Here is a 25,458-nt window from a genome sequence, read left to right as displayed (position 1 = left end):
AACAATGACGCGATCTTGATCTGCCGGTTGAAATTCAACGCGGATTCGAAATTCGGGCTGTGATAAGCACATCCCATCGGATCAGGAGGGAGCTGCGTGGCAGACAAAGCAAACCGAACACGCCGATGGGTTCTGTTGGGCGGTGGCGCCGCCATCGTTGCTGGCTTTGCTGTTCGGGAATATCGCTTGATCCCGCAAGATTACGCGGGTGACAGGCTGAGTGTTCAGGACGCGCATCAGCAAGCGGTGTCTGGGGATGTGTTGTTGGTCGACATTCGCACGCCGCGGGAATGGCAGACCACGGGCGTTGGCCAGGGAGCGCATCCGTTGGATATGCGCCGCGATGATTTCGAACAGGCGCTGGCACAGCTGACCGGCGGTGATCGGAACGCGCCTGTTGCATTGATTTGCGCGCGTGGGGTCAGGTCGGCTCGGCTGAGCAACAGATTGACCGAGGCAGGGTTCACAAACATCATTGACGTACCAGAGGGTATGCTGGGGTCCGCCGCAGGGCCGGGATGGGTACGGGCTGGTTTGCCGGTTGAACACAATACAGGAGAGACAGGATGATCCGGGCATTCACCTTGGCAGCGGGTTTGACATTCGCCGGGCAGGCGGGGTTGGCGGCCTGTGCCGATCAGGAAGGCGTGTGTGAGACGGCCTCGGGTGGGTACCACATCGAATTGCCCGAGGCGGATAACCCACCGTTGGTTGTCTTTCTGCATGGCTATGGGGGTTCGGCTACCGGTACTTTGAAAAACCGCAGCATGGTCGAGCCTTTGCTGGCGCGCGGTTATGCAGTCATGGCGCCCGAGGGGTCAGAACGAAATGGCCGCCAAAGCTGGAACTTCTTTCCCGGTTGGGAAGGGCGGGATGAAACCGCCTTTCTGACCGAGGCCGTGCAAGATGCCTCGGACCGTTTCGGTGTGGATGCGGATCGGGTGGTTCTCGGCGGTTTCTCGGCCGGGGCGTTCATGGTTTATTACCTCGCCTGCGCGGCACCCGATACGTTTTCGGCCTATGTACCGGTGTCTGGCGGTTTCTGGCGACCGCATCCCGAAAGCTGCGAAGGCCCGGTACGGATGTTCCACACCCACGGCTGGACCGACAATGTGGTGCCGTTAGAAGGACGCATTCTGGGCGGTGGCCGGTTCCATCAAGGCGATATCTTTGCCGGGCTGGAAATCTGGCGGGTTGCCAATGAATGCGTCGATACCAAGCCCAGCGGTTTTTCAACCACCGGTCAGTTCATGCGACGCAGATGGAGCGGGTGTGCCGAAGGCGGCATGCTGGAATTCGCGCTGTTTCCCGGTGGCCACTCAGTGCCCAAGGGTTGGGCGGACATAATGGTGGACTGGTACGAAGGCCTGCCGGGCGGCTAATCACTCGGCAGGGGTCATGACCGATTTACCCTCAATCAAGCGCTTCAGTTCGTTCCGATGACGCCGGGCGGATCGCGTGATGGCGGGCTCGTGAAAATCCTCTTTCATCCCGACCATGCGCCGCGCAGTACCAGCCGACACACCGCTGAGTGCGGACAGGGGGATCGCCAGCGCAAGGCTGACGGCAATCGGGGCTAGCCAGATCGACACCAGACCGGACAGGATACCCACACTCAATGCGATGCCGCTGATGGTTTCCAGCATGTGGCACAGGACCAGCGTTTGCAGGCTATAGCTGCCACCATCCCGCGCCTGCGGGGACCAACCTTTTTGCAGACCAAGCGCCGTGCGGAATACTGCGATCATCTGTTGCACCATCAGGATCGGAGCGTAAAGGATCGACAGGATGACCTCGGCCAGAAACGACGTCAGGAATTTGGAACCGCCGCCGAAATCCGCATAGCGCACTCCGCTGAGCGGCAGCGCCAGTACGCCCAGCACCTTGGGGGCCAGCAACATCGCATACATCACCAGAATGATCAGCACATGGCGGGTTTCCGACATCTCGGGCCATTGCGGGAACAGCGGGTTGTCGGGGCTGAAATAATGCAGGACCGAGGCATCCTCGCCCTGACCGATCAGCGCCCACATCACCAGCAAGGCGAACCACAGCGGCGACATTAGATAGCCCACCGCCCCGTGGAACATGTGGAACCGCGACACTGCCCGGAACCCGGCAGACCCCAGCAGCTTCAGGTGCTGCAGGTTGCCCTGGCACCAGCGACGGTCGCGTAGCGCATGGTCGATCAGTGTGGGCGGTGTTTCCTCGTACGAGCCGCGGATGCGCGGCAGGAACCGCACGCCCCAACCGGCGCGACGCATCAGACCGGCCTCGACGAAATCGTGGCTCATGATCAGCTTTTCCTGACCATTCAGGCTGAGCAGTTTTGGTAGACCAGCGCAATTGGCGAAGGCATTGGTGCGGATAATCGCGTTGTGACCCCAATAGTTGCCCTCTTGCCCACACCAGCGCGCCAGACCTTCGGCGAATGCAATGCCATACACGCCGTTGGCAAACTGCTGCATCCGGGCAAAGACCGATTGCGCGCCGATCAGTTGCGGATAACTTTGGATCAGGCCCGCGCCAGAATCGCGCGCCAGTGAATCCGTCAGGCGTAGGATGGCACGGCCCGTCATCAGACTGTCGGCATCCAGCACCAACATCGCATCCCAATCCGCGCCCCAACGGCTGACCCAGTCGGCGATGTTACCGACCTTGCGGTCCGTGTTTTCTTCGCGACGGCGGTAATACAGTTCCAGACCCGGGGCCAGCGTCGTTCGCAGTGCCTCGATACTGGCCTGTTCCTGTGCTGCGATCTCGGGGTCGCGGGTGTCGGACAGGATAAACATGGCATAGTGGTGTTGACCACCCCGCGCCTGCAAATCCTCGAGCATCGTGCGGGCATTGCCCAGCACGTTCCACGGCACCTCGTTATAGACCGGCATCAACAGCGCCACGCGCAAGGGCTGTGGACGGCCCTCGCGTTTGGGCTGTTCCTGCCGCGACAGGGAAACCATGCCTAGCAGCACGGTGCAGACCGTGAAGGAAATCCAGAAGAAGTTGAACGAGATCAGCGCCAGCAGGATGGCTTCGATCAGGTTGATCCCTTCGGCCCCAAACCAGTCGCTCATTACCCACAGCAGGCCTAAAGTCGCGGCCATCGCAGGCGAAAACGCCAAGGCGCGCCAAAACCCGGCCGAGGGGCGCTGACCCTCGGGCACTTGCGCGTCACGGAAGCCCGCGCTGAAATCTTGCGCGGGCATGGCCAGCGGTGCCTCGGGCGGCATGATATGCAAGTCTTCGGTCATACGGTCCAACGGTAGAGCCAGACCTCAGAGGCAGGCTGTTTGTCTTTCAGCAACTGCGCGCGCAGTTCCACGTGGTTCCGGTCGCCCGGCTGGAAGGAAAAGGCCAGACGCAGCCCGCCGGTATCGGGGTTGCGTTGCAGCACACCCTCGGACGTTTCGGCGTGGGGTGAGTTGACGAAGATCGTCATCGCCTCGGGGTCTTCGAACAACTCAGACGGTTCAAAGTCGATGACGGCCAGGCGCCCTTCTCCAAAGGTGTTTTCACCCATGGCGGTGTTGATCACGCGCGGCATCGGCGTGCGCTGCGGCTCGTCCCCCCAGATCAGACGGTAGGACAGGTCGACCTGGCTGCCCGCTGCATAAGGCTCCATCGGGCGCCAATAGGCGACGATGTTGTCATAGATTTCCTGATCTGCCGGAATCTCAACCAGCGTTACAGTACCTTTGCCCCAGTCGCCCTTCGGTTCGACCCAAAGACCGGGGCGTTTGTGGTAATTCGCCTCAAGATCCGCGTAGTCCGAGAACTCGCGTTTCCGCTGCATCAGGCCGAACCCGCGTGGGTTCATGTCAACGAAGGACGAAATCTGCAGACGCGTCGGGTTCGCCAACGGTCGCCACAAAACTTCTCCGGCACCGTTGCGGATCAGCAGACCGTCGCTGTCGTGGACGGCGGGGCGGAAATCGTCGAACCGGCTGTGATTGGTCTGGTCGAACAAGAACATCGAAGTGCCCGGCGCGATTCCGACATGTGTTAGCTCTTCGCGCGGGAACAGGGTGGCCTCGATATCCATGACGCAATCCGCGCCTGCGGTGACATTGAATCTGTAAGCACCGGTCACGCTGGGGCTGTCCATCAGCGCGTGAACCACCATGTCACGCTGGCCGGGTTTTGGGCGCTCCAGCCAGAACCGGATGAATTCGGGGAATTCCTCACCATCCGGATCGCCGGTTTTCAGCGCCAGACCACGGGCGGAGAGGCCGTAAACCTCGTGCAGGCCGATGGCGCGGAAATAGCTGGCACCCTGCCAGACGCAGAACTCGTCGGTTTTGCCGGGGCGGTGCATCTCGGTGCGTAGGCGCAAACCGGAAAAGCCCAGCGTGTCGTCGATCGGAAGTTCAGGCACATCCTCGGATTTGTCGAACATGCTCAGATCAAACGCGACCGGCGTTGCGAAACCATCCTCGACCGTCGACACCTTGACGGTGCGCGGGAAGTATAAGCCAGGTGTGAAGAAATCGACGTTAAAGGGCGTCTCGGTTTCAAACCATAGCGCCCGGTCCAGGCGGAACCGGATCGAGCGGTATTGCTGATAGGTCAGGTCCTGCCATTCCTGGGGCACCATTTCGCGTTCCGCATAGGGGCGGCTGGCAAGATCCCGGGCCATCGCGATGACGTCATTGCGGTCAAAGGGGGTTTCCCCGCCGGTGGCAAATGTGGCAGGCGCAAAGGCAAGCGCCGAAGTCGAGGCCAGAAATGCACGACGTGTAAAATTCATTTCTTTGACTTCCAAGGTTGTGATTTGAACCAAGCGGCCATGTATGCCACCCCGATGATCATCGCAAAGCCAATCATGTTAGCGATGAACACACTGGCAACATCCCGCCCACTCAGGTCCAGTCCGACGCCGATAAGCCGTGCTGCTGCCATGGAAAAAACGAATACTGCCAGCGATTGCTGCCCGACTTTGGTGATCACGGTCAGCAGGAATTGCCAAATTTTGGCCGCCGCGCCGTGACCGGTGGCGATCAGGCGATGGCCGTGTTCTCCCGCAACGACCCAGCCCAGATAGGCCAGCGACAGGAAGTGCAGATACCGGAACAGGCCAAAATCGGTCTTGTCGCGGAACTCTTTAGTAACGGGCCAAACTTTTCGGATTTCGTCGGCCAGATCGGGGGCTGCTGCGTTGATCCAGGTGAACACTTTCCATGAGCCAAACGGCATCGAGAAGATCAGGAACAGCGCCGCTGCCCAGATCAGCGTTTTCGAGACCGGGGGGGCGGGAATCCAGCCGCGCATGAATGCAAAGCCGGTGAAGAACAGCAATTGCCAACCAAAGGGGTTGAAGAACCACTGTCGATCCGACCACGGCTCGGCCGGCAAGTCCAGAACGTCGGTCTGCGCCACGAGCCACAGCGTGACTGAGGCCAAGGCAACCGCCCAGAACCCAATCCGTGACAGGCCCATGACCAGCGGCATCATCGCCAGAACTACCAGATACATCGGGAGGATGTCGAAGTAATTGGGCACGTAGGTCAGGGTGAACAGCCCGACGATCTGCGGTGCAGGATCGTTAAAGAAATGCTGCAGATTCAGCGAAGAGATATAGTTTTTCTCGAACAATCCGCTTTCATTCAGCGCGGCCATGGACATGGCGACAAAGAAGAACAATGCGATATGTGCCCAGTAGACCTGCCAGATGCGGAACGCCACGCGGGCGGTGCCCAACCACCAGCCCTTGCGCAGGAACGCCCCGCCGAAGGCGATGGCCGAGGCCATGCCGGAACAGAACACGAAAATTTCGGTCGCATCGGAAAAGCCGAACCGCGCGGGGATCCATTTGGCCCAGGGGTCATTGGGGATATGTGCGATCAGGATGATGAACATCGCGATGCCGCGGTAAAAATCAAGGCGCGGATCACGCACACGGGCAGGGGCGGCCGCCGAGGCGGCCACAGGCGCAAAATCAGAAGCGGGCGATGCAGTCGCCATACGTGTTCTGTCCTTCTTGGTCTTTGTTTTTGTTATTCAGCCGGGACGCTTTGTGCGTCTCCGTTGTCGCGGGCCGCGTCGATCAATGCGCGGCGCGCAAGTGCGTAATTGTCCTCGCCTCCGGCCCGTTTGGCGCGGCGATCGTCCAAGATGCGCTCGACAGCATCCAGACGGCCCGCGCGCAGGCCCGAATCAATGGTGATGCGCTCGAATACATCACGTTGGGCGTGGCTGCCACCTACCAGTTGCATGCCATTGCGCGCGCTCGACAAAAAGTCGAATGCGGCGGCGTACTGCCCCTCACCAAAAGCCTCAAGCCCTTTGGAGGCTGCAATACCCGGGTCGGACATGCGGACCGGAGTATCGCCTTGATTACGTTGCGCGTCATTTTGGATGCGCTGCAACATTTTGCTGGTCGCTTCGTTGCGGTTATCACCAGTCAATGCCAGCAGATAGTGAAGGTCGGCGAAGACCACGCAGCCATCCTCGGTCCGGGCCGCGCTGAGATCGGCCAGCTCTTCCCAGCGATTGCCTACGTCGACGCCTTCCAGCTCTAGGCGCGACAGCAGTGAGGTCGCGTTCGAGATATCGCGGTAATCGTCCGTTTTGTCCTGGCGAACGTGGGTATCGTACAGCTCCATCACCTGGTCGACCTGACCCAGGTCCAGATGCATCAGTGCCTTGTGCCACCAGACGTGATAGCGGAAGTTGTTGCAATGGGTCCAAGCGTCCTCGCGTCCGGCCAACCAGTCCAGCCCCAATTGCGCATTGCCCTGCATCTCGTGCACGTGGGCCACCGCATGCAGACCCCAGGCATCATCCGAAACCATCCAAAGGGCTTGGCGTCCGGCAATCTCGGCCTTTTGGTATTCGCCCGTTTCCTCCAACGCGAAAGCGTGACAGCCCAGAAGATAGCCACGCCCTGGGTGATCCGGTTCATAAGCGGCCAAGACCCGCTCGATTGACCGGCGCATACCGGTCGGGTCACCCAGAACGAACCGGGTTGCGTGGCTGAGTTTCATCGCCAGAGTATCCTGCGGATGGGAGCGCAGAATCTGCTCAAATTTTTGAATCGCCTGCGAGGGCAGATCTTCCAGATACAGGCCAAGCGCCTCGACATACATGCGCTCACGTTCAGAGATCGGTTGCCGTTCCATCGCGGCTTTGGCCTCTGACAGGGCCTCGACCGCGACCGCCGTCATCTCACGCCGGCCCAGCAGAACCATGAACAGCCCTTTGATGGCGTGACCCAGGGCAAAGTCGGGCTCAAGCTCCAGCACCTTGCCCAGATGTTGCGGAGTAATGGCCGCATGCGCCATGAACCCAAGCAGAACACCGTTCCACGCCTCGACGCTTGCCGAATGGCTGAGGGTGTTCATCTGTCCGAAAACATCCTGTTTCATGCGATTGGTCCGATCCAATTTTAATTTTCTACACTATTCGATGTAGCAGAGACTCTGACGGCGTCGTATCAGTATCGCTTCTGCTCTCGAATTGGTGAAAAGCCGTGTGTGTAAAACGTGAAAAAAACCGCCGATTCAACGGCATGTTTCAGCAACATGCCGCCTAAATGGGCACAGTGTTTCAATCTTCGAATGGATTTTTGGCGTTCAAAACGGCCTGGGTGTCCGCCCCGAATTCGGGCGGGGCAGCTCGATAGGTGACCGGAGTGCGTGACAATTTCAGCGGATTCCCGATCAGCTGCACCGACCCCGGTGCCGCCTGCATGGCGATCTGCATTTGCCGAGCCGCGACCTGATCCGAGGCAAAAACCTGATCCAAAGTCCGCACCGGGCCGACGGGTACTTTGCGGTCTTCCAGCTCGGCGATGACGGTGGCAGTGTCATAGGCTTGAACCGCCGGGCGCAGAACTGCGTTCAAAGCGTCGCGGCTTTCCAGGCGCGTCGGGTTGGTGGCAAAGCGCGGATCATCGGCCAGCTCGGGCCGCCCGATAAAGTCGCAGAAACGGCGGAACTGTCCGTCATTGCCCACGGCCAGAATCACATGGCCATCCGAAGTTTCGTAAACGTCATAAGGCACAATGTTGGGATGCCCGTTGCCCCGCCGTTGCGGAACATTGCCCGAGGTCAGGTAATTGACGCCCTCGTTGATCAACCAGGCAACTTGTGAGTCGACCAATGCCAGGTCGATCTGCTGGCCTTCGCCGGTTTGATCCCGGTGGCGCAGAGCGGCTAGAATGCCAACGCAGGCATACATTCCGCACATCACATCAGCGATGCCAACACCCACCTTCATCGGTGCGCCTTCGGGGTCGCCGGTCAGCGACATGATCCCGCCATAACCTTGCGCCATCAGGTCATAGCCGGGCTTGGACGCATTCGGCCCGGTCTGGCCATAGCCCGAGATCGAGCAATAGACGAGGCTCGGGAACTCCGGCGATAGCGTGGCGTAATCCAGCCCGTATTTCGCCAGCCCGCCGGGTTTGAAATTCTCGATCAGGATATCGGCATGCGATGCCAGCCGTTTGATTTCAGCCTGGCCTTCGGGCGTAGTGATGTCGATGGCGACGGATTTCTTGTTGCGGTTGGCCGACATGAAATACGCACTCAGGTCCGAGCGGTTGCCCTGAGCGTCTTCAACGTAAGGAGGGCCCCATTGCCGGGTATCATCGCCGCCACTGGCCGGGTTTTCGATCTTGATGACGTTGGCGCCCAAATCGCCCAGCAGCTGTGTACAGGTTGGCCCAGCCAGAATGCGGCTGAGATCCAGCACCTTGACGCCTTTCAGCGGTCCCTCAGATCCGGCCATCATATCCTCCACGCTCGATTTCTGCAGCGATGACGGTAAAGCGGTCGGCTTTGACCGCCTGCTCCAGCGCCGACCGCAGTTCTGCGCGGTTGCGGACGGTATGTCCATAGCCACCAAAGGCTTGCCCCATAGCGGCAAAGTCGTGGCGGTCGAAATCCACGCCCATATTGCCCATCTGACGCTGGCGCTGTTTTAACTCGATCAGCGCAAGACTGGCGTCGACAAAGACCAGAAAAATCGGATTGCAGCCCATCTCGGCTGCGGTCGACAGCTCTCCGGCAACCATCAGAAAACCAGCATCGCCCGAGAAACTGATGACCGGGCGGTCAGGCTCTGCCAGTTTCAGACCAATGGCCATCGGTACGGCGCAGCCCATGGTACACAGGGCCGAGGATTGGATCAGCCCGCGTTCTTCGTGGCACTCCCACATCTGGCTCAGCAGGATGCGATGCGCGCCGCTGTCGGCGGTGGCCAGCGTATCAGCGGGCAGGGCGGCGCGGGATTCGGCGATCACGGCCGCCGGGCCCCAGTCATCATCCGCGGGGAAGGCCTGCGCCAGCGCGGCCTTAACCTGCGCGGGTTCACCACCCGGCCACGTCGCTCGGGCGGGGTTCCCCTTGGCGATGGCTTCTAGCGTGGCGCCCGTGTGGGCGACCAGATTCAACCCGGCTTGATGCATGTAATGATCGTTGACGACAGCCGAGATATCGATGACGCGCTTTTCCTCGGGGTCCCAGATCTCGCGCCAGCCAGGGCGCATTTCGATCGGGTCATACCCTAGACACAACACCAGATCGGATTGTTCGACCAACGGCACCAGATGCTTGTCGGCCAAGGGCGACAAACCTGCGCCGCCCAGGCACAAAGGATGATCCTCGGGCACGACGCCCTTAGCTTTGTAGGTGGTCACGAAGGGGATGTTGAAATGTTCCAGAAACGCCTGAACCACATTGCGCGAGTCGTCATAAAGCACGTCCAGACCCACGATCGCGATGGGGCGTTCGGCCTCGGTCACCCAGCGGCGGGCTTTCTCAACACAGTTCCCTTCGGGCGCGACCGCAGCGGGTTTGACCAGACGGCGGCGTTTGCTCCCGGATACGCGCGTATCCGCGACCGAGATCGGCACGTCAATATGAACCGGACCGGGGCGGGGCTGTGTGGCCAGCGAAACCGCTCTGTCAGCAACCACGTCTGCGCCTTGGGCCGTTAGCGTGAACGTGCCCTTGGTGATCGAGCGGTAAACCTGCGCGTGATCCATCACCTGATGAGTATAGGTCAGTGCCTCATCCGCATCGACACAGCCGGTCAGAACGATCATCGGCACCCGGTCTTGCAGCGCGTTGGCAACAACGTTGATTCCATTCATCGCGCCGGGGCCTAGAGTGGCCACCAGAATGGCAGGTGCGCCATCACGGTGGTGGACAGCCTCTGCCATGAAGCCGGCGGCGTTTTCGTGTTTGGTCAGGTGAAAGGTGATCCCAACCTGTTCCAGAGCATCCACCAGCGTCAGAACCTCGCCGCCGGGCATGCCAAAAGCGTGGCGGCATCCGGCCTCGTATAGTCTTTGGGCCAAAAGGTCAGCCGCGCGGGGGGAGAGGTCCTGCATTCGTTATGCTCCGAAGTTTTCGTTGCTCAGCAGATTGCGGAGGACGTAGCCAGACGCAAGCAGGTTCACGTCAGTGTGACTATTTGGCTGCGGATTCCGCCACTGACTGAAACTTTGTGTCAAGTTCTTGGGCAATATCGCGCAAAGGCTCTCCGCCCTCGTACACATAGGGGGCAAAGACAAAGCTGGGCGTTTTGTAGGACAGGGTGGCGGTGCCGTCGTCGTTCTCAGTTACGTAAAAACGAATCGGCGCTTCGATCATTGCACTGACAGAGGTTTCCAGAACGCGCACGGCATAGTCGTTGTTGAAGGCACCGATCACCAGATTGCCGGGTATAGTGATGCCACGGGCCGCAGCCGCCTTGGTCGGACCAGCCTGCGTGACCACGATCAACCCGTTTTCCTTCACCGCAGCCTTCGTATCCGCGACCAGTTCCTCATAGCTTTTGACGGTTGGATACACTGCCCAACCCGACAATGGTTCCTCGGCCCGGACAGGCAGGGCGAGAAGACAGAGCAAACCCAAAAGCGTGCGCATGACGGTGCCTCGTTCAATGTGACTGTCTGAGTGATGCCAGAAATCCGAGTTCCGCGCACGCACATTTCCGTGCGTATTCAGGATTGCGCCGACGTCCAGAAAGCCGCAGAAACATGCAAACTATCAAACACGAGGCCACACGTGGACCCGATACGCCTATTGATTTGCAGCAGTTGTGCGGGAACGCGTGACCGAGTGGCCGAGAGGCAGGCCGTGGATGACGCGCTGGTGCGTGCAGGGCTGAATGGTCGGGTCGTCATCTCGGATCACGCCTGTTTCAGTGGCTGCGCTGAGCCGACCGCATTGGCATTGCAGGCCGCAGGACGGGCGTCTTACGTGTTTTCGGGGGTCGATATCGTTACCGATGCCGAAGACATCGTCGCGACCTGCAAAGCCTATTTGGACAGTCCCGCAGGTTGGATCGAAGACGCCCGACCCTGCGGGCGACTTCGGATGTGTTTGCGCGCGCGGATACCGGCGCTTTAATCGACCTGAACGGTCACGGCTGCGCTGACCGGTACGTTGTCGACCGTCAGTGCGCTGTGGCCGTTTGCGTTCAGCGAAACCGAAACCTCGACCTCTCCCTTCGGAAGATCGGGGATGTGTATCCAGTTGCCGTAGAGCCGGGCTAGTTTCTCGCCATTGATGTAAACATGCGCGTGGCCTTCGCCGTCTACATCGGCTGTTGACGCGTTTTCCGGGGCAAACCGGAAATTCTGCGGCATGACGTGCAGGTTCCACCCGGCCATCGGGTCCTGGGTCAGCGCGATTGCAACGCTGGGGGCGTCCGCCCCTGCGGGCAGGTTTACCGTGGTCGAATGGTCATGGGCCATCGCTTCGGCATGCGCGCCGCCGTGATGGGACGGATCGCCATGATCGTGGCCGTCAAACGTGACGCCATTGGCTGCCGCCAGCACAAAACCAGTACCTCCACCGAACACAAGGCCGATTGCAAAAAGGGCAAGTGAGCGTGCCATTTTTTCTTTCCTTTAGGGCAAAAAGAAACGCGCCGGGCAGAACCCGGCGCGTCATTATATAAGAGGATCAGGCCGCTGCTTCGACGCGTTTGCCTTCGCTTTGCCAGAAATACCCGGCAAAGGCACCGACCAGAACCCAGGCCACCAGACCGATGCCAAAGGCGCGAGCAGCAAACAGAGCGCCGATCTCGGTCGGTACGGGGCCGGTGAACACATCCGGTTCGGGCGCACCGATCAGATGGGGTGCCAGCAACAAGGCTGCTGCGATCACATAGCTGATCAGGTTGCCGCCAAACGCAATCAACCACAGCGCAACAAGCGCAGCACCAACAGTGGCAAACCACCAGACCTGTCGGGCATAGACGTCAGCTGCCGCTACACCAGGCACCTCTGGTGCCAGGGTAAAGCCAGGCGCCAGATGAAAGGCGATGAACCCAGCCAGACCCCAAAGCACGCCGGTGCGGCCATCAATCGTGTGGCCCTGGCCTTCGGCCACGGACATCAGAGCAACCATCAGCAGCGCGTAACCGGTATAGGTCAGCATGGTGAAAATGACGCTCAGCGCGTCACGGGTCAGTTCCGAGAACATGCCCGGCAATTCGGGATGCGCCGAAACGGCTTCGGCTCCGAAGTGCACCAACTCACCGGATTCGTACAGCTCTGCGTGCAACAAAACAGGTTGCACAAAGACCAACTGCAGCAAGGCGGCTATCAGCCCCGCTGCAGCACCAGCTAACAACGCGCTGGTCAGTATACGACTGAACATGGTCTTAGTGGCAGGGGAAGCCGGTCGCGTGGCGCACGTCGTGTGCTGCGTCATGCAGCGCCGCGGCCTGTACGTGACCGGTCAGGGTGATGATACCCAGACCCAGTACCACCGCGAACATGACCGGAAAGATACCAGCGCGCGAGGCGGATGCTGTTTGCGTTTGTGTTGCCATCTTTTATTCTCCTTTGCCGCCGCACCCGACGGCCGGTGTTTCAATTGTCGCCTGGCAGGTCTCCTGGCTTGCGGGTCGATGCCTCTGTTCGCCTTCCCCCTGAGAAACAGGAGTGGCTGGTTGAACAGGGGCTCTCCGCTTACAGTCGCGGGGGCGGCTGTGGACTTGGCTGCCATGGCAGTCGCACCACATTCCCTCTTAGCATCCGGATGTCTCCGGCAGGACCAGACGCGTTCATTTAGCCTCTATGGTGCCGCAGGTGCAATCGTCATTTGCGACCTTTTAGGTCAGATCACGCGCTTTTTCAGCAAATAGATATCCATGATCCAGCCATGATCGGCACGTGCCTTGGCGCGGGTGTCCAGAATCTCCTGCGCCACATCGGTCAAAGCGCCTTTGATCAGGATTTCCTCTTTCATGCCGACATAGGCACCCCACCAGATGTCATAATCGGCCATGTCCAGAGTTTGAAACGAACACTCGCCATCCAGCATTACCGCTGCTTTCGAGGCATTTGCCGGCCAGCCTTCATCCCTGATCCGCCGTCCGGTGGTCACAACATAAGGCGCGCCCAGATCATTTATCGGGATGGCGTGGGCGGCCGTCAATGCCTGCAGCGCGGTGATGCCAGGGATCACCCGTGTCGTGGGCTGAGGGTCCAGCCGCGACGCGATTCGCAGCGAGCTGTCATAAAGCGACGGGTCGCCCCAGATCAGCAGCGCCACTTGTCGCGCATCTGGATGGGCAGCAATCGCCTCGTGCCAGCGCAGGGCAATGGCATCATGCCATTCGTCGACCCCGCGCAGATAACCATCATCGGCTCGGCGCTTGGGAATGTCGAAATAGGCGATCTGCGGCGGAGTGTCCGTCACAGCTGCAATGATCTCTTCGCGCAACCCGGCCAGATCAGCCTTGTTCTCGCCCTTGTGCGGGATCAGGATCAGGTCTGCATCGCGGATGGCATTTGCCCCTTGCAAGGTCACGTGATCCGGGTTGCCAGTGCCAATTCCGATCAGAGACAACTCAAACATCGTCGAACTCTGCCAACGGGCCATACAGGATCAGCGCCGGGGCTGTGCCGATCTCGACCTCCAGCTTTTGCGACAGCGCGCCAATCGTTGCACGGTGCAGGCTCTGGTCGGGAGTCGATACGGATTCGGCCATTAGGGCTGGTGTTTCCAGCGGCAGGCCATGCTCATGCAGTGCATTTACCAACAGGGGAAAGGTCCGTTTGCCCATGAACACCACAGTCGTTGCATCCGGATCGGCCAGCGCGGGCAGGTTCAGATCTTCGGGCAGTTTGCCACTGACATCGTGGCCAGTGACAAATTGCACCCGTCGTGCGGTCAAACGCCGAGTCAGCGGTATCCCCGCCGCTGCCGCTGCCGCAACCGCCGAGGGGATGCCAGGGATGATTTCATATTCGATCCCGGCCGCACGCAGGGCAACAAGTTCTTCCTCCAGCCGGCCAAACAGTCCGCCATCACCGGATTTCAACCGCACCACGCGAGCACCGGTCTTGGCGTAATCCACCAACAGGCGGCTCACGTGATCCTGCTTGGGTGAGGGTCGCCCGGCCCGTTTGCCCACGCCCACCAGATCTGCATCGTCATGCGCATGACTTAGGATCGGGCCGCTGCTGAGGTCATCAAACAGCACCGCATCTGCTTTTTGCATCCGGTCGACCGCCTTCAGGGTCAAAAGCTCGGGATCACCGGGGCCGGAACCTATGAAGGATACGAAACCGCTCATGCCGAAGCCTCGGCGATCAGGTGAAAGAACGTACCAGTGACATTCCCGCGCACCGATCCTGTTTGAGGCCCTTCAGCGCCTTCGGCATCAAATACTCGCGCCAGTGGTGCGTCAGGCTGTTCTACTATCGAAGAATAGTGGAACTCATGCCCCCGCAAAGCCGCATCGACAGCAAAACCGGGCATCGGGGCCAGCAATTTCGCACGGCGATATCCCAGATTGAACTTGCGCTTTTCATACGAGGTCACCAGCCCCAGCAGGCCTGCCATCTGATGTCGCTCGCCCTCTTTGTCGATCAAGGCCTGACCCAGCGCCATGTATCCACCGCATTCCCCATGCACGGGTTTGGATTCAGCGTGTTTGCGCAGTCCGGTCTGGAACATGTCGGCGGCAGCCAGTGTGCCCGCATGCAATTCCGGATAACCACCGGGCAGCCAGACCAGATCGGCATCGGCAGCAGGTGCCTCGTTCGCCAGAGGTGAAAACGGCAGAATTTCTGCGCCCGCCGCGCTCCAGCCTTCCAGCAAATGCGGATAGGTAAAGGAAAACGCGGCATCGCGGGCCAGCGCAATCCGTTGCGCCGGAGGGCGCGGCAGCGCGGCTGACGATGGCCCATCGGGGCCTGAGGAGGCCGCCACCTTAATCGCCTCAAGATCCACATGTTCGCGCAGAAACGCGGCATAGCCGACAATTGCGCTTTCTAGATCAGGATGCTCGACCGCCTGTATCAGGCCCAGATGGCGTTCCGGCAGAGTCAAATCACCGCGCCGGGGCAAAACGCCCAGAACTGGCAGACCCGCGCGCTCCATACCCAGACGCGTCAGACGCTCGTGCCGCGGGCTGGCGCAACGGTTCAGGATTACACCGGCAAACGGCAGGTCGGGGTTGTACATCCGAAACCCCAGTGCAGTTGCCGCCGCTGATTGCGCCTGACCGCCCACATCCAGCACCAGCACCACAGGCCAGCCCATGCGCTGGGCGGTTTCGGCGCTGGACCCGTGCCCCAGCTCGCCCGGCTTGGCGACGCCGTCAAACAGCCCCATCGAACCTTCGGCGACCACGATATCCGCACCCTCGGCCTGTGCCGAAATCGCGCTCAGCAACGGATCACCCATCGCCCAGCTGTCCAGATTAAACGAGGCCCGCCCGGCTGCTGCCCGGTGAAAGGCAGGATCAATGTAGTCCGGACCGCTCTTGAACGGTTGTACGGTCAGCCCATCCTCGGCCAAGGCCCGCAACAGGCCCAGCATGACTGTTGTCTTACCTGTTCCCGAGGACGGGGCAGAAATCAGAAGACCCGGGGGGTTAGTCATCACCGTGGCTCCAGCTTGACCACGGGCTATCGGCACTTTGCGGACGATAGCGTCGGTCGTAATCCTTTGAATACAGGCAGCTTTCATCGAACCCTTCGCCTGCCAGCGCCGGACCCACCATGATCAGTGCGGTGCGCGAGATGCTTTCATCCAGCGCCTCTTTCAAGGTGTCCAGCGTGGCGCGGATGATCCTCTCATCCGGCCAACTGGCGCGATACACCACGGCCACCGGGCAGTCCGCACCATAGGCTGGGGTCAGATCGGCAATCACCTTGTCCAGATTGCCGATCGACAGGTGAATGGCCAAAGTCGCGCCGGTGCGGGCAAAGTTCTCAAGCGTTTCCCCTTCGGGCATCGAGGACGCGCGGCCGGGCGTCCGGGTCAGCACCACAGATTGCGCCAGTCCAGGCAGGGTCAGCTCGGTTCCTAGTGAAGCCGCCGCAGCAGCAAAGGACGGCACGCCCGGCGTCACGCTGACCGGGATGCCCATCTCTTTCAGCCGTCTGATTTGTTCACCCATCGCTGACCAGACCGACAGGTCGCCGGAATGCAGGCGCGCCACATCCTGACCAGCCTGATGTGCGGTCTCGATCTCGGCCATGATCTGATCCAGATCCATCGACGCGGTGTTTATGATCTTTGCGTCCTCGGGACAGTGACCAAGGATTTCCTCGGGCACCAGCGACCCGGCGTAAAGGCATACCGGGCAAGACGCGATGATATCACGTCCACGCAGGGTCAGAAGGTCGGCAGCGCCCGGTCCGGCGCCAATGAAATGAACAGTCATGTTTGTCCTCCGATGGCTATGGCGCAGGTGGCCAGCCGGTCGTCTGAGATTTGTCTGGGTGAGGTCAGCCGCGCGCCGGATCCGGCAGCGGCAAGGGCGGATGCTTCGGCCACGCTGCCGGTGCCATACGTGGCGCGGCTGCGGTTCGAGCAGGTGAGCGTGCGCTGCCCGGCCAGATCGGCAGGGGCGACGAAATGCAAGGGCAGTGCGATGGCCGAGGCGAATTCGATCAACGCAGGATGGCCGTCTTTGTCCGCCACCGTGGCCAGCGCATCCACGCGCTGCCCATCGCTGGCCCGATCAAAGGCCGCCCGCAAGCTGTCCAACGTGGCCGTAGATGAGAATCCCAATCCCGCGACGATCATAGGGTGACGCTCCACTGCACCACCGGATAAGCGGACTTCCAGCCGCGCCGGGGGCCAAGTGCCGAGGCTTGCGCCAGTTCGATCCGCAACAGCTCGCCGCCCAGCTTGTCTTGCCACTGCGCGAGCAATGCTTCGCTTTCCAACGTCACCGCGTTGGCGACCAGCCTTGTGCCTTTGGGTAGGGCGGCTTGCAGCCATTCCATCAGTTCGGTGCTGAGACCACCGCCGATGAAAACCACGTCCGGCAAGGTCAGACCACCCAGTGAGCCCGGAGCAGTGCCGTGTACAACATTTAATCGGTCCTGGCCCAGCGTATCAGCGTTGCGCCGAATGCGCTCGGCGCGATCTGCGCGGGGTTCGATGGTTGTGGCCGTCAGGGTCGGGTCACACATCAGCCATTCGATGCTGATCGAACCCGTGCCGCCGCCGATATCCCAAAGGTGTTCGCCCCGCTGCGGCGCCAGTGCCGACAGAGTTAACGCCCGCACGGGGCGCTTGGTGATTTGGCCATCGGTTTCAAAAATCTCGTCCGGCTTGCCCGACGCCTTTGGAAAGGCGCGACCTTCGCCTGCAACCTCAAGCCCGACGCAGACCGGGTGGTCGAATCCGCCCAGCAGCGCTTCGGTCAGCGATACACTGCGCGCCCGTTCTCGAGGGCCGCCCAGAGCCTCCATCACATGCAGGCGGGTGTCGGGAAATCCAGTTTCGGTTAGGTAGGTCGCCAGTTCCGCCACCGCCTTGCCGTCCCGCAACAGCAGGATGGCGCGTACCCCCGGTGCCAGATCAGGACGCAACCGGGTCAGCGGGGCTGCGTGCAGGCCGAAGGTCAGCGTGGTCTCTAGCGGCCAGCCCAATCGCGCAGCGGCCAGCGAAAAGGTCGATTGGCCGGGCAGGGCAGTCCATTCGCCAGCCTCGAAATTGCGCGCGATAACTGAACCTGCACCAAACCAGAAGGGATCGCCCGAGGCGAGAACCACAGTCGGACGGCCCCGAAAGCCGGCCAGCATCGGAAGGCCATCGGAGAAAGGCACAGGCCACTCAACCCTCTGCGCGCCGGTTTCTGGAATCAGCGACAAGTGCCGCGGCGGGCCCATGACGATTTCGGCGCGTTCCAGCACTTGACGGCTTGCCGGTGGCAGGCCATCCAGTCCATCTTCGCCCAAGCCCAGAACGGTCAGCCACGGAGCTTTAAGCATGACACACCTCCTGATCCTTGGCGGTACGACCGAGGCCAACGCGCTGGCTAAGGCCGTGGCCGAGCAGGGCGTTTCGGCAACCTATTCCTACGCCGGACGGGTCGATAACCCCCGCCCGCAACCCTTGCCTGTGCGTGTCGGTGGTTTTGGCGGCGCGCAGGGGTTGGCGCAGTACCTTTGGGATCACGCGATCACCCACGTGATCGATGCCACTCATCCCTTTGCCGCACAAATGAGCCGGAACGCCATTGCCGCCTGCCGCGATACCGGGCTGCCGCTGGCTGCGCTGACCCGTCCGGCCTGGACGGCGCAAGACGGGGACCGCTGGCAGCATGTTCCCGATATCGGCGGCGCAGTGGCTGCCCTGTCCGGCCTGGCGCAACGTGTCTTTCTGGCGGTAGGGCGGATGCACCTTGAGGACTTCGCCGCCCAGCCCCAACACCACTACCTGCTGCGGCTGGTGGATGAACCCGGTGAATTGCCCTTGCCGAATTGCGATGTGGTTGTGTCGCGCGGGCCGTTTACCGAAGCGGATGACCGGGCGCTGATGCAACGCCATGACATCGAATTGGTCGTGTCCAAGAACGCAGGCGGCAGCGGCGCGCGCGCCAAGCTGGACGCCGCGCGGGCGTTGGGCCTGCCCGTACTGATGATCGACCGTCCGATCCTGCCACAACGACACGAACTGACGAGCGTAACGCAGGTTTTGGACTGGCTGGCTCATTCCGGTGTGAACCTTGGGGTGTAGACGATCGGGGCGCTGTTGCGATCAATCACACGGGTCAGGGATGATCCCACGATAACCACCGTCTGCATGTCCGCCATATCCGGCGTTGCCTCGGCCAGTGTCGAAACCCGGATCGCCTCATCCGCGCGGGATACGGCGCGGGCGAACAGGATCAGACGTTCGGGCTCACATTCCTCGCGCAGGATTTCCAGCGTCTTAACAAAGCCTTCGGGGCGGGATTTTGAGCGCGGGTTGTAAAACGCCATGGCGAAATCACCCTGCGCCGCCAATCGGAGACGTTTCTCGATCAGCGACCAGGGTTTCAGATTGTCGCTGAGGTTGATGGCACAGAAATCATGCCCCAAAGGTGCTCCCGCACGCGCCGATGCGGCCAGCATCGCGGTGATGCCCGGCAGCACGTCGATGGGAATTTCGCGCCATTCAACAGGGCCATTTTCCAGCGCCTCAAACACGGCGGCCGCCATGGCAAACACGCCTGGATCGCCCGAGGACACAACGACCACACGTTTCCCCTCGGCCGCCATCTGCAACGCGTGCTGCGACCTGTCAATCTCGACCCGGTTGTCGCTGGCGTGCAGCGTCAGGCCGGGGCGTTCGGCCACGCGCGCGACGTAAGGGATATAGCCGACGATATCCGTGGCCTCGGCCAATGCGGCGGAAACCTCGGGCGTTACAAGGTCCTCGTTTCCGGGTCCGAGACCCGCGATCTTGACCCACCCGCTCATGGCCGCCGCCCCTGACCATGCACGATGATGATCGAGAAGTAGGGGGTGACCTTGTCACATGCCTCGGACAGTTTCGTCACGGTCTGGTTCGGCATCTGAGCGTATTCGACGATCCATGCTCGATCATACAGGCCAGCCGTTTTCAGGGCCCGTTTCACCTTTTCGATGTTGCGCCCGATCTTCATCACCACCAAAGCATCGGTCTGCGCCATGCGTTCCGCCAGAGTATCTTCGGGGAGTGTGCCGACCAGAACGGTCAGGACATCATCGCCCCACGTGATCGGGTCACCGGTTGCTGTCCACGCGCCGGACATACCGGTGATGGCGGGAACAACCTCGACGTCAGCTTCGTCACGCAAGCGGCTGTAAAGATGCATGAAAGACCCATAGAAAAATGGGTCACCTTCACACAAAACCACCACATCCTCACCTTCATCCGACAGGGTTTTCAAATGCGCGGCGCAGTCTTTGTAGAAGGCAGACAGCAGCTCGTTATAGCGCGGATCGGTTAGGGGGATTTCCGTGGTGACGGGATATTCCATCGGAAATTCCACAGCATCGCCGGGAATCATGCCATTGACGATCTTGCGTGCCTGACCGCTGCGGCCGGGCTTGCGGAAAAACGCCACGTGGCGCGCATTGCGCAGTAGACGGTCGGCCCGAACGCTCATCAGGTCCGGGTCGCCGGGGCCAAGGCCGACGCCGTATATCTTGCCCGCGCTCATTCCGCGCGGCTCGCGATGGCGTTGACGGCGGCGACGGTGATGGCGCTGCCGCCCAGACGACCTTTGACGATACAGGATGGCACCGGTTGTGCCGCCCACAGTGCGTCCTTGGATTCGACCGCGCCGACAAAGCCCACCGGGCAACCGATGATGACTGCAGGGCGCGGGCAGTCGGGATCTTCCAGCATGTTCAACAGGTGAAAGAGTGCTGTCGGAGCATTGCCGATGGCCACAACAGCACCTTCAAGATGCGGGCGCCACAATTCCAGCGCAGCGGCCGAACGGGTGTTGCTCATCTCGGCGGCCAGCGGACGTACGCGTTCGTCATGCAGGGTGCAGATCACCTCATTGTCGGCGGGGAGGCGGAACCGGGTCACGCCCTCGCTGACCATGCGCGCGTCACACAGGATTGGCGCGCCGTTTTCCAGTGCCGTGCGGGCAGCGGTCACAAAACCGGGTGAGAAATGCACGAACTCTTCCAGCCCAACCATCCCGGCGGCATGGATCATGCGGACGGCAACCTGCTCTTCGTCGGCGTCGAACCGGGCCAGATCGGCCTCGGACCGAATGGTGGCAAAGCTTTCCTTATAGATCGCTGCGCCATCGGTTTCATATTCATAGGGCATCAGGTCAGGTCCATGGTCATAAGTGTTTCGGGGGTCAGCCCGCGTTGGCAGGGCTCATCCCCTGCGCGGCCGTGTTTGACAAGGTCAAATCGCCCATCGCGACCGACCAAAGTGACATCCGCTGTTCCCATTCGGGCGCATCCTTTTGAGCAGCCCGAGACATGCAGGCTGCCTTCCAAATGCGGTGCCAGCGCTTGGGCGACAGCACGGGTTTCTACCTGCGCCTGCGGGCAGAACGGTGCACCGGGGCAGGCGTCGGTGGTCATCAGCGGATCGGTGCCATCTGTGACAAAGGCCGGGGCCGGGATCGCCGCCCCGCCTTCCAGCAGGAACAGCCGCCAGGGGGTCACCCGCAGGGCGGAAGCGCCTGTGTCCTCGATCAAGCTGAAAAGACGCTGCGCAGGCAGTTGCCCGAATGCTGCACCATAAAGTGTGCCCAGTTCACAAATGCCAGGTTGGAGCGGTGAGCCAACAGCGTTGGCTGGGCTGCCTTGCCATTCCAGAGGCAAGGCTTGTGCTGCGACCACGCGGGCCATGCGGCGATTGTCCGAGGTTTGGTTTTCGGCAAACCATTCAGCCAACGCGATAAGCTGGTCTATGGCTTCGACCTCTGAGACGGCGCGCCCTGTCTCGCAGCCATCGGCGCGCAGGATCAGGCCATCTTCGCCGTTCTCCAGCCGTATATCCGCAGAATCCGCGGCCATCAGACGGGCCGGGCCAGTGTCGATGGCAAAACCGAATTTCGCAGGCAAGGCGGGCAGGTCTGCCAGTCGGTTAATCAAGGATTGTGTCAGCCGTGCGGTCAGATCGCCCGTTTCATAGAGCGGCGAGACCAGAATATTGCGCCGCACTTCGATGCCGGGTTCTGCGTCCAAAAGTTCCAGCGCGGAAAGTTCGGCAAGTAGCGCTTGATGATCGGCCTCTTTCACGCCACGTAATTGCAGGTTGGCTCGGTTGGTCAGGTCGATGGTGCCATTGCCAAACCGCTCGGCCAACTCGCACAAGCCCAAAGCCTGCGTCGCATTCAGACGTGCCAACCGGGGGCGCACCCGCACCACCAGCCCGTCGCCCGACATCATCGGACGATGGGCGCCGGGGCACCAGCCTTGAACAACAGGTTTTGAGGTGGGGGCGCTCATCCCAACCCCTCCAGATCCGCGCGGATCGAGTTCCGGCGTGTGTTCCACAACCCCGCGTCAAGCAATGCGCGGAATCGGTCCTGCATGGCTTGATGTGCTTGCGGATTGGCCTCTTGCAGGAAGGCGTCAACCTCGGCGTCACCCAGCGTGGCATCGTGGTACAAATCGAACAGGTGCGGAGCGACTGTGCCGGACAGGTGGGCAAAAGACGCCATATGGTCCAGCGTCGCCGCGATCTCTGCGGCCCCGCGGAACCCGTGCCGTTGCATCCCTGCAATCCAGCCGGGATTGGCAGCGCGGGCATGAACCACGCGGCTGATTTCTTCGGACAGGGTACGAGCGCGGGGAGTGTCGGGGTTGGTATTGTCGAGGTGGTACAATTGCGCGCTGCCGCCGGTGACGGTCTTGGCAGCGGCAAACCCGGCCTCGTGCGTGGCATAGTCGTTGGCCAGCAGCAGGTCGGTCTCGGTCAGGTCCTGCAGGTGGACAAAGCTGTCGGCATTGGCGACGCGTTCGGTGATGCCGGTGACATCCTGCGCGATATGGTCGCCCTCTAACGCAAAAGAGCTTGCCTGCAGCCATGCTTCACCCGCCTGCGCGCGGGCTTCATCGGTATAGATTTCAGACAGTTGCGTCATATTCACGCCATAGCTGCCGGGCGCGGGGCCAAAGACTCGCGCGGCAGGGGCTTGCCCGGCATAGGGGTTCCAATCCGGGGCTTCATCACGGTCAGACAAGGCACGGACGGCCTGACCGAACAGTGCCGAAAGCGTCGGGAACACGTCGCGGAACAGGCCCGATACGCGCAGGGTCACATCAAGGCGGGGGCGGCTGAGATCGGTGATCGGCAGCACTTCGATGCCTGACACTCGCTCGGACCCCTTGTCCCAGACTGGCTTGACGCCCAACAGGTGCAGCGCCATGGCGAATTCTTCGCCTGCCGTGCGCATGGTGGCCGAGCCCCATAGGTCGACGATCAGGCCCTTGGGATAATCACCTTCCTCTTGCAAATGCCGCCGCACCAGCTCTTCGGCCAGCTTCACGCCTTGGGTATAGGCGGCGTGGGTAGGAACCGAACGCGGATCGGTGGTATAGAGGTTCCGACCGGTAGGCAGCACATCCGACCGTCCACGATAGGGTGAGCCGGACGGTCCGGCCTCGATCCGTTTTCCCGCCAGCACGTCAAGCAGAGCCCTGCGTTCCGCACGGGCGGAAGGGGCGGGGTCAAAATTACCGGTGACCTCAGGCGTGCGACCAAAGATGTGCAACCCGTCACCGAACTGGCTTTCCTTGATATCGCAGACAAAGCGGTCGATGCGGGTGATTGCCTCGGCAGTGCAGGTGGCCTGATCCAGACCTAGGTCGTTTTCCAACCCGATGGCCTGCGCCTCATCCCGGATATCTTCTTGCAGGCGGTCCCGGCGCTTGGGGTCCAGCCCGTCGGCGTTCGAAAACTCGTCCAGCAGGGATTCCAGCCGCACCATCCGGTCGGGCGTGCCGCTTTCCTTCATCGGGGGTGGGATATGACCCAGCGTGACCGCCCCGATCCGGCGCTTGGCCTGCGCGGCCTCGCCGGGGTCATTGACGATGAAGGGGTAGATCACCGGCAGATCGCGGATCAGCGCCTCGGGCCAGCAATTCGCCGACAGGGCGACCGATTTGCCAGGCAGCCATTCCAGCGTGCCATGCGCGCCGATATGGATCAGCGCATCCGCACCCAACCCTCTGCGCAGCCACAGATAAAAGGCCACATAGCCGTGGCGTGGGGTGCGTGAGAGGTCGTGGTAATCATCCTCGCGCAACTCGGGCGTGCCACGTTCGGGCTGCAGCGCGATCAGCGCCTTGCCACGGCGCAAGGCGGTGAATTGGAAAGCGCCGTCTGTGAATGCTGGGTCATCCTCGGGCCTCCCCCAAACGGTTTCGAGGTCGCCGCGCAATTCATCCGGCAGATCGGCCAGCGCCGCCAGATAGTCCGCAAGCGGCCACGATACCCTTGCATCCATCAGGGTTTCGGTAATGGGTTGGGCGGGGGCGGTGTCGTACCCTTCGCCCTGCAGATCGGCCAACATCGCCTCGGCTGAGGCCAGCGCGTCCAGCCCCACAGCATGGGCCATCTGCCAGTCCTTACCAGGGTAAGTGGACAGCACCAGCACCGGGGTTTGATCGGCCTTGGGCTTGTCATGCAAAGCTAGCCACCCGGTCACCCGTTCGATGATGGCCTCGATCCGTTCATCTTCGGCCCGGTGGGCAAATCGCGAGTATTCCAGATGTGGGTCACGTTTCCCGGGTTCTTTGAATGAGGCGATGCCCGCCGAAATCCGCCCGTCTACCTCGGGCAACACCACATGCATGGCAAGGTCGGCGGGCGAGAGGCCACGTTCCGCCTCGGCCCAGGCCTTGCGGCGTGCAGTTGACAAAGCGACCTGAAACACAGGGACATTGGCCGCGTCCAGCGGAGATGTGCCAGACGCGCCCTTGCCCGAGAATGAAGTGGCGTTGATTATGGCCGACGGCTGCAATGCTACAATATTTCCGCGCAACCATTCGGCGGCGGTTGGGGCTTTCAGCGACGGCGCGAACAGGCCCACAGCCTCGAACCCGCGCGCGCGTAGGTTACGGATCAGGGCCGCGACCGGGGCGGTGTCCGCCGAGGTCAGGTAAGCGCGGTAGAAACTCACGAGAAGGCGTTTTGCATCGCCCGTGAACGCCTTTTCCACCGGAATTACGCCACGGTCAGGGCACCAGGCGCCGCATTCGGGGATGGTTTTAGCGCCCATCACAGGGCCTGCATAAAGCCCCGCCGCCAACGCCATCTGTGCCAGCGCGGCCTGCGCTGCAACTTCGCCGCCGGTATCGCACAGATGCGCCAGCCGCCGCAGGGTTGAAACGGGTAGGGTGGAAAAGTCGTCCAACCGCGTATCTTCGCGCCCATCCGCTGGCAGGACAGCCAGCGCGATGCCCTTGTCCTGCGCCAGCGCCAGAACCTGCTGCAGGCCATAGGACCAATAAGGCACGCCGCCGATCAGGCGGATCAGGATGCCTCTCGCACCTTCCAGAGTTTGTTCGACGTAGGTGTCGACGGACAGAGGGTGTTTCAACGCCGTCAGATTGGCCAACCGCATCGTGGGCATCCGCCCCTCAGCCCCGCCACCGCGATGCCAGCCTGCCGCGAAAGCTCCGAGGTCGCTGTCCGAAAAGGACAGCACCACCAGATCCGCCGGGCTTTGGCCCAGATCGGTCGGGGTCTCGGTTTCCTCGAGCCCGTGGCTTTCGCGGAAGACGACGTGCAT

The 25,458-nt window shown here is 61.3% G+C and carries 25 protein-coding genes and 1 riboswitch; of the genes, 4 read left to right on the top strand and 21 right to left on the bottom strand.

Annotated features, from left to right (window positions below; all coding sequences use genetic code 11):
* Positions 1-96 precede the first annotated feature (96 nt).
* Together ACR0JB_RS19145 and ACR0JB_RS19140 are read left to right on the top strand one after the other, a co-directional pair.
* The gene (locus ACR0JB_RS19145; protein ID WP_170396413.1) at positions 97-570 is read left to right on the top strand and encodes a rhodanese-like domain-containing protein; all 474 of its coding nucleotides are present in this window, start codon (positions 97-99) and stop codon (positions 568-570) included.
* Positions 567-1,382 (top strand): CE1 family esterase, encoded by an 816-nt coding sequence (locus ACR0JB_RS19140; protein ID WP_170396411.1) that lies wholly within the window; start codon positions 567-569, stop codon positions 1,380-1,382. The genes ACR0JB_RS19145 and ACR0JB_RS19140 overlap by 4 nt, the downstream gene beginning before the upstream one ends.
* On the opposite strand, the gene mdoH is transcribed toward ACR0JB_RS19140, so the two are convergent.
* From mdoH to ACR0JB_RS19105, 7 genes are all read right to left on the bottom strand, one after another.
* Positions 1,383-3,251, bottom strand: coding sequence for a glucans biosynthesis glucosyltransferase MdoH (mdoH, locus tag ACR0JB_RS19135; RefSeq protein WP_170396409.1), 1,869 nt, complete (start codon positions 3,249-3,251; stop codon positions 1,383-1,385).
* A complete protein-coding gene (locus ACR0JB_RS19130) occupies positions 3,248-4,747 on the bottom strand; it encodes an OpgD/OpgG family glucan biosynthesis protein (RefSeq protein WP_170396407.1) in 1,500 nt (499 codons plus the stop codon). The genes mdoH and ACR0JB_RS19130 overlap by 4 nt, the downstream gene beginning before the upstream one ends.
* The gene (locus ACR0JB_RS19125) at positions 4,744-5,961 is read right to left on the bottom strand and encodes an OpgC family protein (protein ID WP_170376005.1); all 1,218 of its coding nucleotides are present in this window, start codon (positions 5,959-5,961) and stop codon (positions 4,744-4,746) included. The genes ACR0JB_RS19130 and ACR0JB_RS19125 overlap by 4 nt, the downstream gene beginning before the upstream one ends.
* 32 nt (positions 5,962-5,993) lie before the next feature.
* A complete protein-coding gene (locus ACR0JB_RS19120; RefSeq protein WP_480790199.1) occupies positions 5,994-7,364 on the bottom strand; it encodes a tetratricopeptide repeat protein in 1,371 nt (456 codons plus the stop codon).
* A gap of 181 nt (positions 7,365-7,545) precedes the next feature.
* Positions 7,546-8,730, bottom strand: coding sequence for a CaiB/BaiF CoA transferase family protein (locus ACR0JB_RS19115; RefSeq protein WP_170505394.1), 1,185 nt, complete (start codon positions 8,728-8,730; stop codon positions 7,546-7,548).
* Positions 8,717-10,336 carry a thiamine pyrophosphate-binding protein gene (locus ACR0JB_RS19110; protein WP_170410478.1) on the bottom strand — a complete coding sequence of 540 codons (1,620 nt, stop codon included), beginning with the start codon at positions 10,334-10,336 and terminating at the stop codon, positions 8,717-8,719. Before ACR0JB_RS19110 ends, ACR0JB_RS19115 begins: the two co-directional genes overlap by 14 nt.
* Positions 10,337-10,415: 79 nt before the next feature.
* Complete coding sequence (locus ACR0JB_RS19105) at positions 10,416-10,874, bottom strand: DUF302 domain-containing protein (protein WP_170349262.1); 459 nt, start codon at positions 10,872-10,874, stop codon at positions 10,416-10,418.
* A gap of 141 nt (positions 10,875-11,015) precedes the next feature.
* Between ACR0JB_RS19105 and ACR0JB_RS19100 the strand changes: the two genes are divergently transcribed.
* Positions 11,016-11,360, top strand: coding sequence for a DUF1636 family protein (locus ACR0JB_RS19100; protein ID WP_170349261.1), 345 nt, complete (start codon positions 11,016-11,018; stop codon positions 11,358-11,360).
* Here ACR0JB_RS19100 and ACR0JB_RS19095 read toward each other — a convergent pair.
* The 9 genes from ACR0JB_RS19095 to cbiE form a co-directional block, all read right to left on the bottom strand.
* Complete coding sequence (locus tag ACR0JB_RS19095) at positions 11,357-11,851, bottom strand: hypothetical protein (protein WP_170396399.1); 495 nt, start codon at positions 11,849-11,851, stop codon at positions 11,357-11,359. The two genes, ACR0JB_RS19100 and ACR0JB_RS19095, sit on opposite strands and share 4 nt — an antisense overlap.
* 67 nt (positions 11,852-11,918) lie before the next feature.
* Positions 11,919-12,617 carry a CbtA family protein gene (locus tag ACR0JB_RS19090; RefSeq protein ID WP_170396397.1) on the bottom strand — a complete coding sequence of 233 codons (699 nt, stop codon included), beginning with the start codon at positions 12,615-12,617 and terminating at the stop codon, positions 11,919-11,921.
* A 4-nt stretch (positions 12,618-12,621) separates the two neighbouring features.
* The gene (locus ACR0JB_RS19085; protein ID WP_170396394.1) at positions 12,622-12,792 is read right to left on the bottom strand and encodes a CbtB domain-containing protein; all 171 of its coding nucleotides are present in this window, start codon (positions 12,790-12,792) and stop codon (positions 12,622-12,624) included.
* Positions 12,793-12,828: 36 nt separating this feature from the next.
* Positions 12,829-13,036: riboswitch (cobalamin riboswitch) on the bottom strand.
* A 43-nt stretch (positions 13,037-13,079) separates the two neighbouring features.
* Positions 13,080-13,823, bottom strand: a complete 744-nt coding sequence (gene cobF, locus ACR0JB_RS19080) for a precorrin-6A synthase (deacetylating) (RefSeq protein ID WP_170396392.1) — start codon at positions 13,821-13,823, stop codon at positions 13,080-13,082.
* The gene (gene cobA, locus ACR0JB_RS19075) at positions 13,816-14,544 is read right to left on the bottom strand and encodes a uroporphyrinogen-III C-methyltransferase (RefSeq protein ID WP_170396390.1); all 729 of its coding nucleotides are present in this window, start codon (positions 14,542-14,544) and stop codon (positions 13,816-13,818) included. Before cobA ends, cobF begins: the two co-directional genes overlap by 8 nt.
* Positions 14,541-15,857 (bottom strand): cobyrinic acid a,c-diamide synthase CobB, encoded by a 1,317-nt coding sequence (locus ACR0JB_RS19070; protein ID WP_170396388.1) that lies wholly within the window; start codon positions 15,855-15,857, stop codon positions 14,541-14,543. Before ACR0JB_RS19070 ends, cobA begins: the two co-directional genes overlap by 4 nt.
* Positions 15,850-16,644 (bottom strand): precorrin-4 C(11)-methyltransferase, encoded by a 795-nt coding sequence (gene cobM / locus ACR0JB_RS19065; RefSeq protein WP_170349254.1) that lies wholly within the window; start codon positions 16,642-16,644, stop codon positions 15,850-15,852. The genes ACR0JB_RS19070 and cobM overlap by 8 nt, the downstream gene beginning before the upstream one ends.
* Positions 16,641-17,009, bottom strand: a complete 369-nt coding sequence (locus ACR0JB_RS19060; RefSeq protein WP_170349253.1) for a cobalamin biosynthesis protein — start codon at positions 17,007-17,009, stop codon at positions 16,641-16,643. The genes cobM and ACR0JB_RS19060 overlap by 4 nt, the downstream gene beginning before the upstream one ends.
* Positions 17,006-18,205, bottom strand: a complete 1,200-nt coding sequence (cbiE, locus tag ACR0JB_RS19055) for a precorrin-6y C5,15-methyltransferase (decarboxylating) subunit CbiE (RefSeq protein ID WP_170396386.1) — start codon at positions 18,203-18,205, stop codon at positions 17,006-17,008. Before cbiE ends, ACR0JB_RS19060 begins: the two co-directional genes overlap by 4 nt.
* Between cbiE and ACR0JB_RS19050 the strand changes: the two genes are divergently transcribed.
* On the top strand, positions 18,204-18,953 hold the full coding sequence (locus ACR0JB_RS19050) for a cobalt-precorrin-6A reductase (RefSeq protein ID WP_170396384.1): 750 nt from the start codon (positions 18,204-18,206) through the stop codon (positions 18,951-18,953). The genes cbiE and ACR0JB_RS19050 overlap by 2 nt on opposite strands.
* Here ACR0JB_RS19050 and cobJ read toward each other — a convergent pair.
* From cobJ to cobN, 5 genes are read right to left on the bottom strand one after another with little or no spacing between them, the layout of a single operon-like run.
* Entirely contained in the window at positions 18,926-19,678 is a 753-nt protein-coding gene (gene cobJ / locus ACR0JB_RS19045; RefSeq protein WP_170375981.1) for a precorrin-3B C(17)-methyltransferase, read from the bottom strand. The two genes, ACR0JB_RS19050 and cobJ, sit on opposite strands and share 28 nt — an antisense overlap.
* Complete coding sequence (locus ACR0JB_RS19040; RefSeq protein WP_170349249.1) at positions 19,675-20,403, bottom strand: precorrin-2 C(20)-methyltransferase; 729 nt, start codon at positions 20,401-20,403, stop codon at positions 19,675-19,677. The genes cobJ and ACR0JB_RS19040 overlap by 4 nt, the downstream gene beginning before the upstream one ends.
* The gene (locus ACR0JB_RS19035) at positions 20,400-21,029 is read right to left on the bottom strand and encodes a precorrin-8X methylmutase (RefSeq protein ID WP_170396381.1); all 630 of its coding nucleotides are present in this window, start codon (positions 21,027-21,029) and stop codon (positions 20,400-20,402) included. Before ACR0JB_RS19035 ends, ACR0JB_RS19040 begins: the two co-directional genes overlap by 4 nt.
* On the bottom strand, positions 21,029-22,168 hold the full coding sequence (gene cobG / locus ACR0JB_RS19030) for a precorrin-3B synthase (RefSeq protein ID WP_170396379.1): 1,140 nt from the start codon (positions 22,166-22,168) through the stop codon (positions 21,029-21,031). The genes ACR0JB_RS19035 and cobG overlap by 1 nt, the downstream gene beginning before the upstream one ends.
* Positions 22,165-25,458, bottom strand: a complete 3,294-nt coding sequence (cobN, locus tag ACR0JB_RS19025) for a cobaltochelatase subunit CobN (RefSeq protein ID WP_170505405.1) — start codon at positions 25,456-25,458, stop codon at positions 22,165-22,167. The genes cobG and cobN overlap by 4 nt, the downstream gene beginning before the upstream one ends.

It is taken from the genome of Ruegeria sp. BI7 (genome assembly GCF_056537925.1).
The sequence above is the reverse complement of the archived record's forward strand: the minus strand, read 5'-3'. Positions and strand labels throughout refer to the sequence as shown.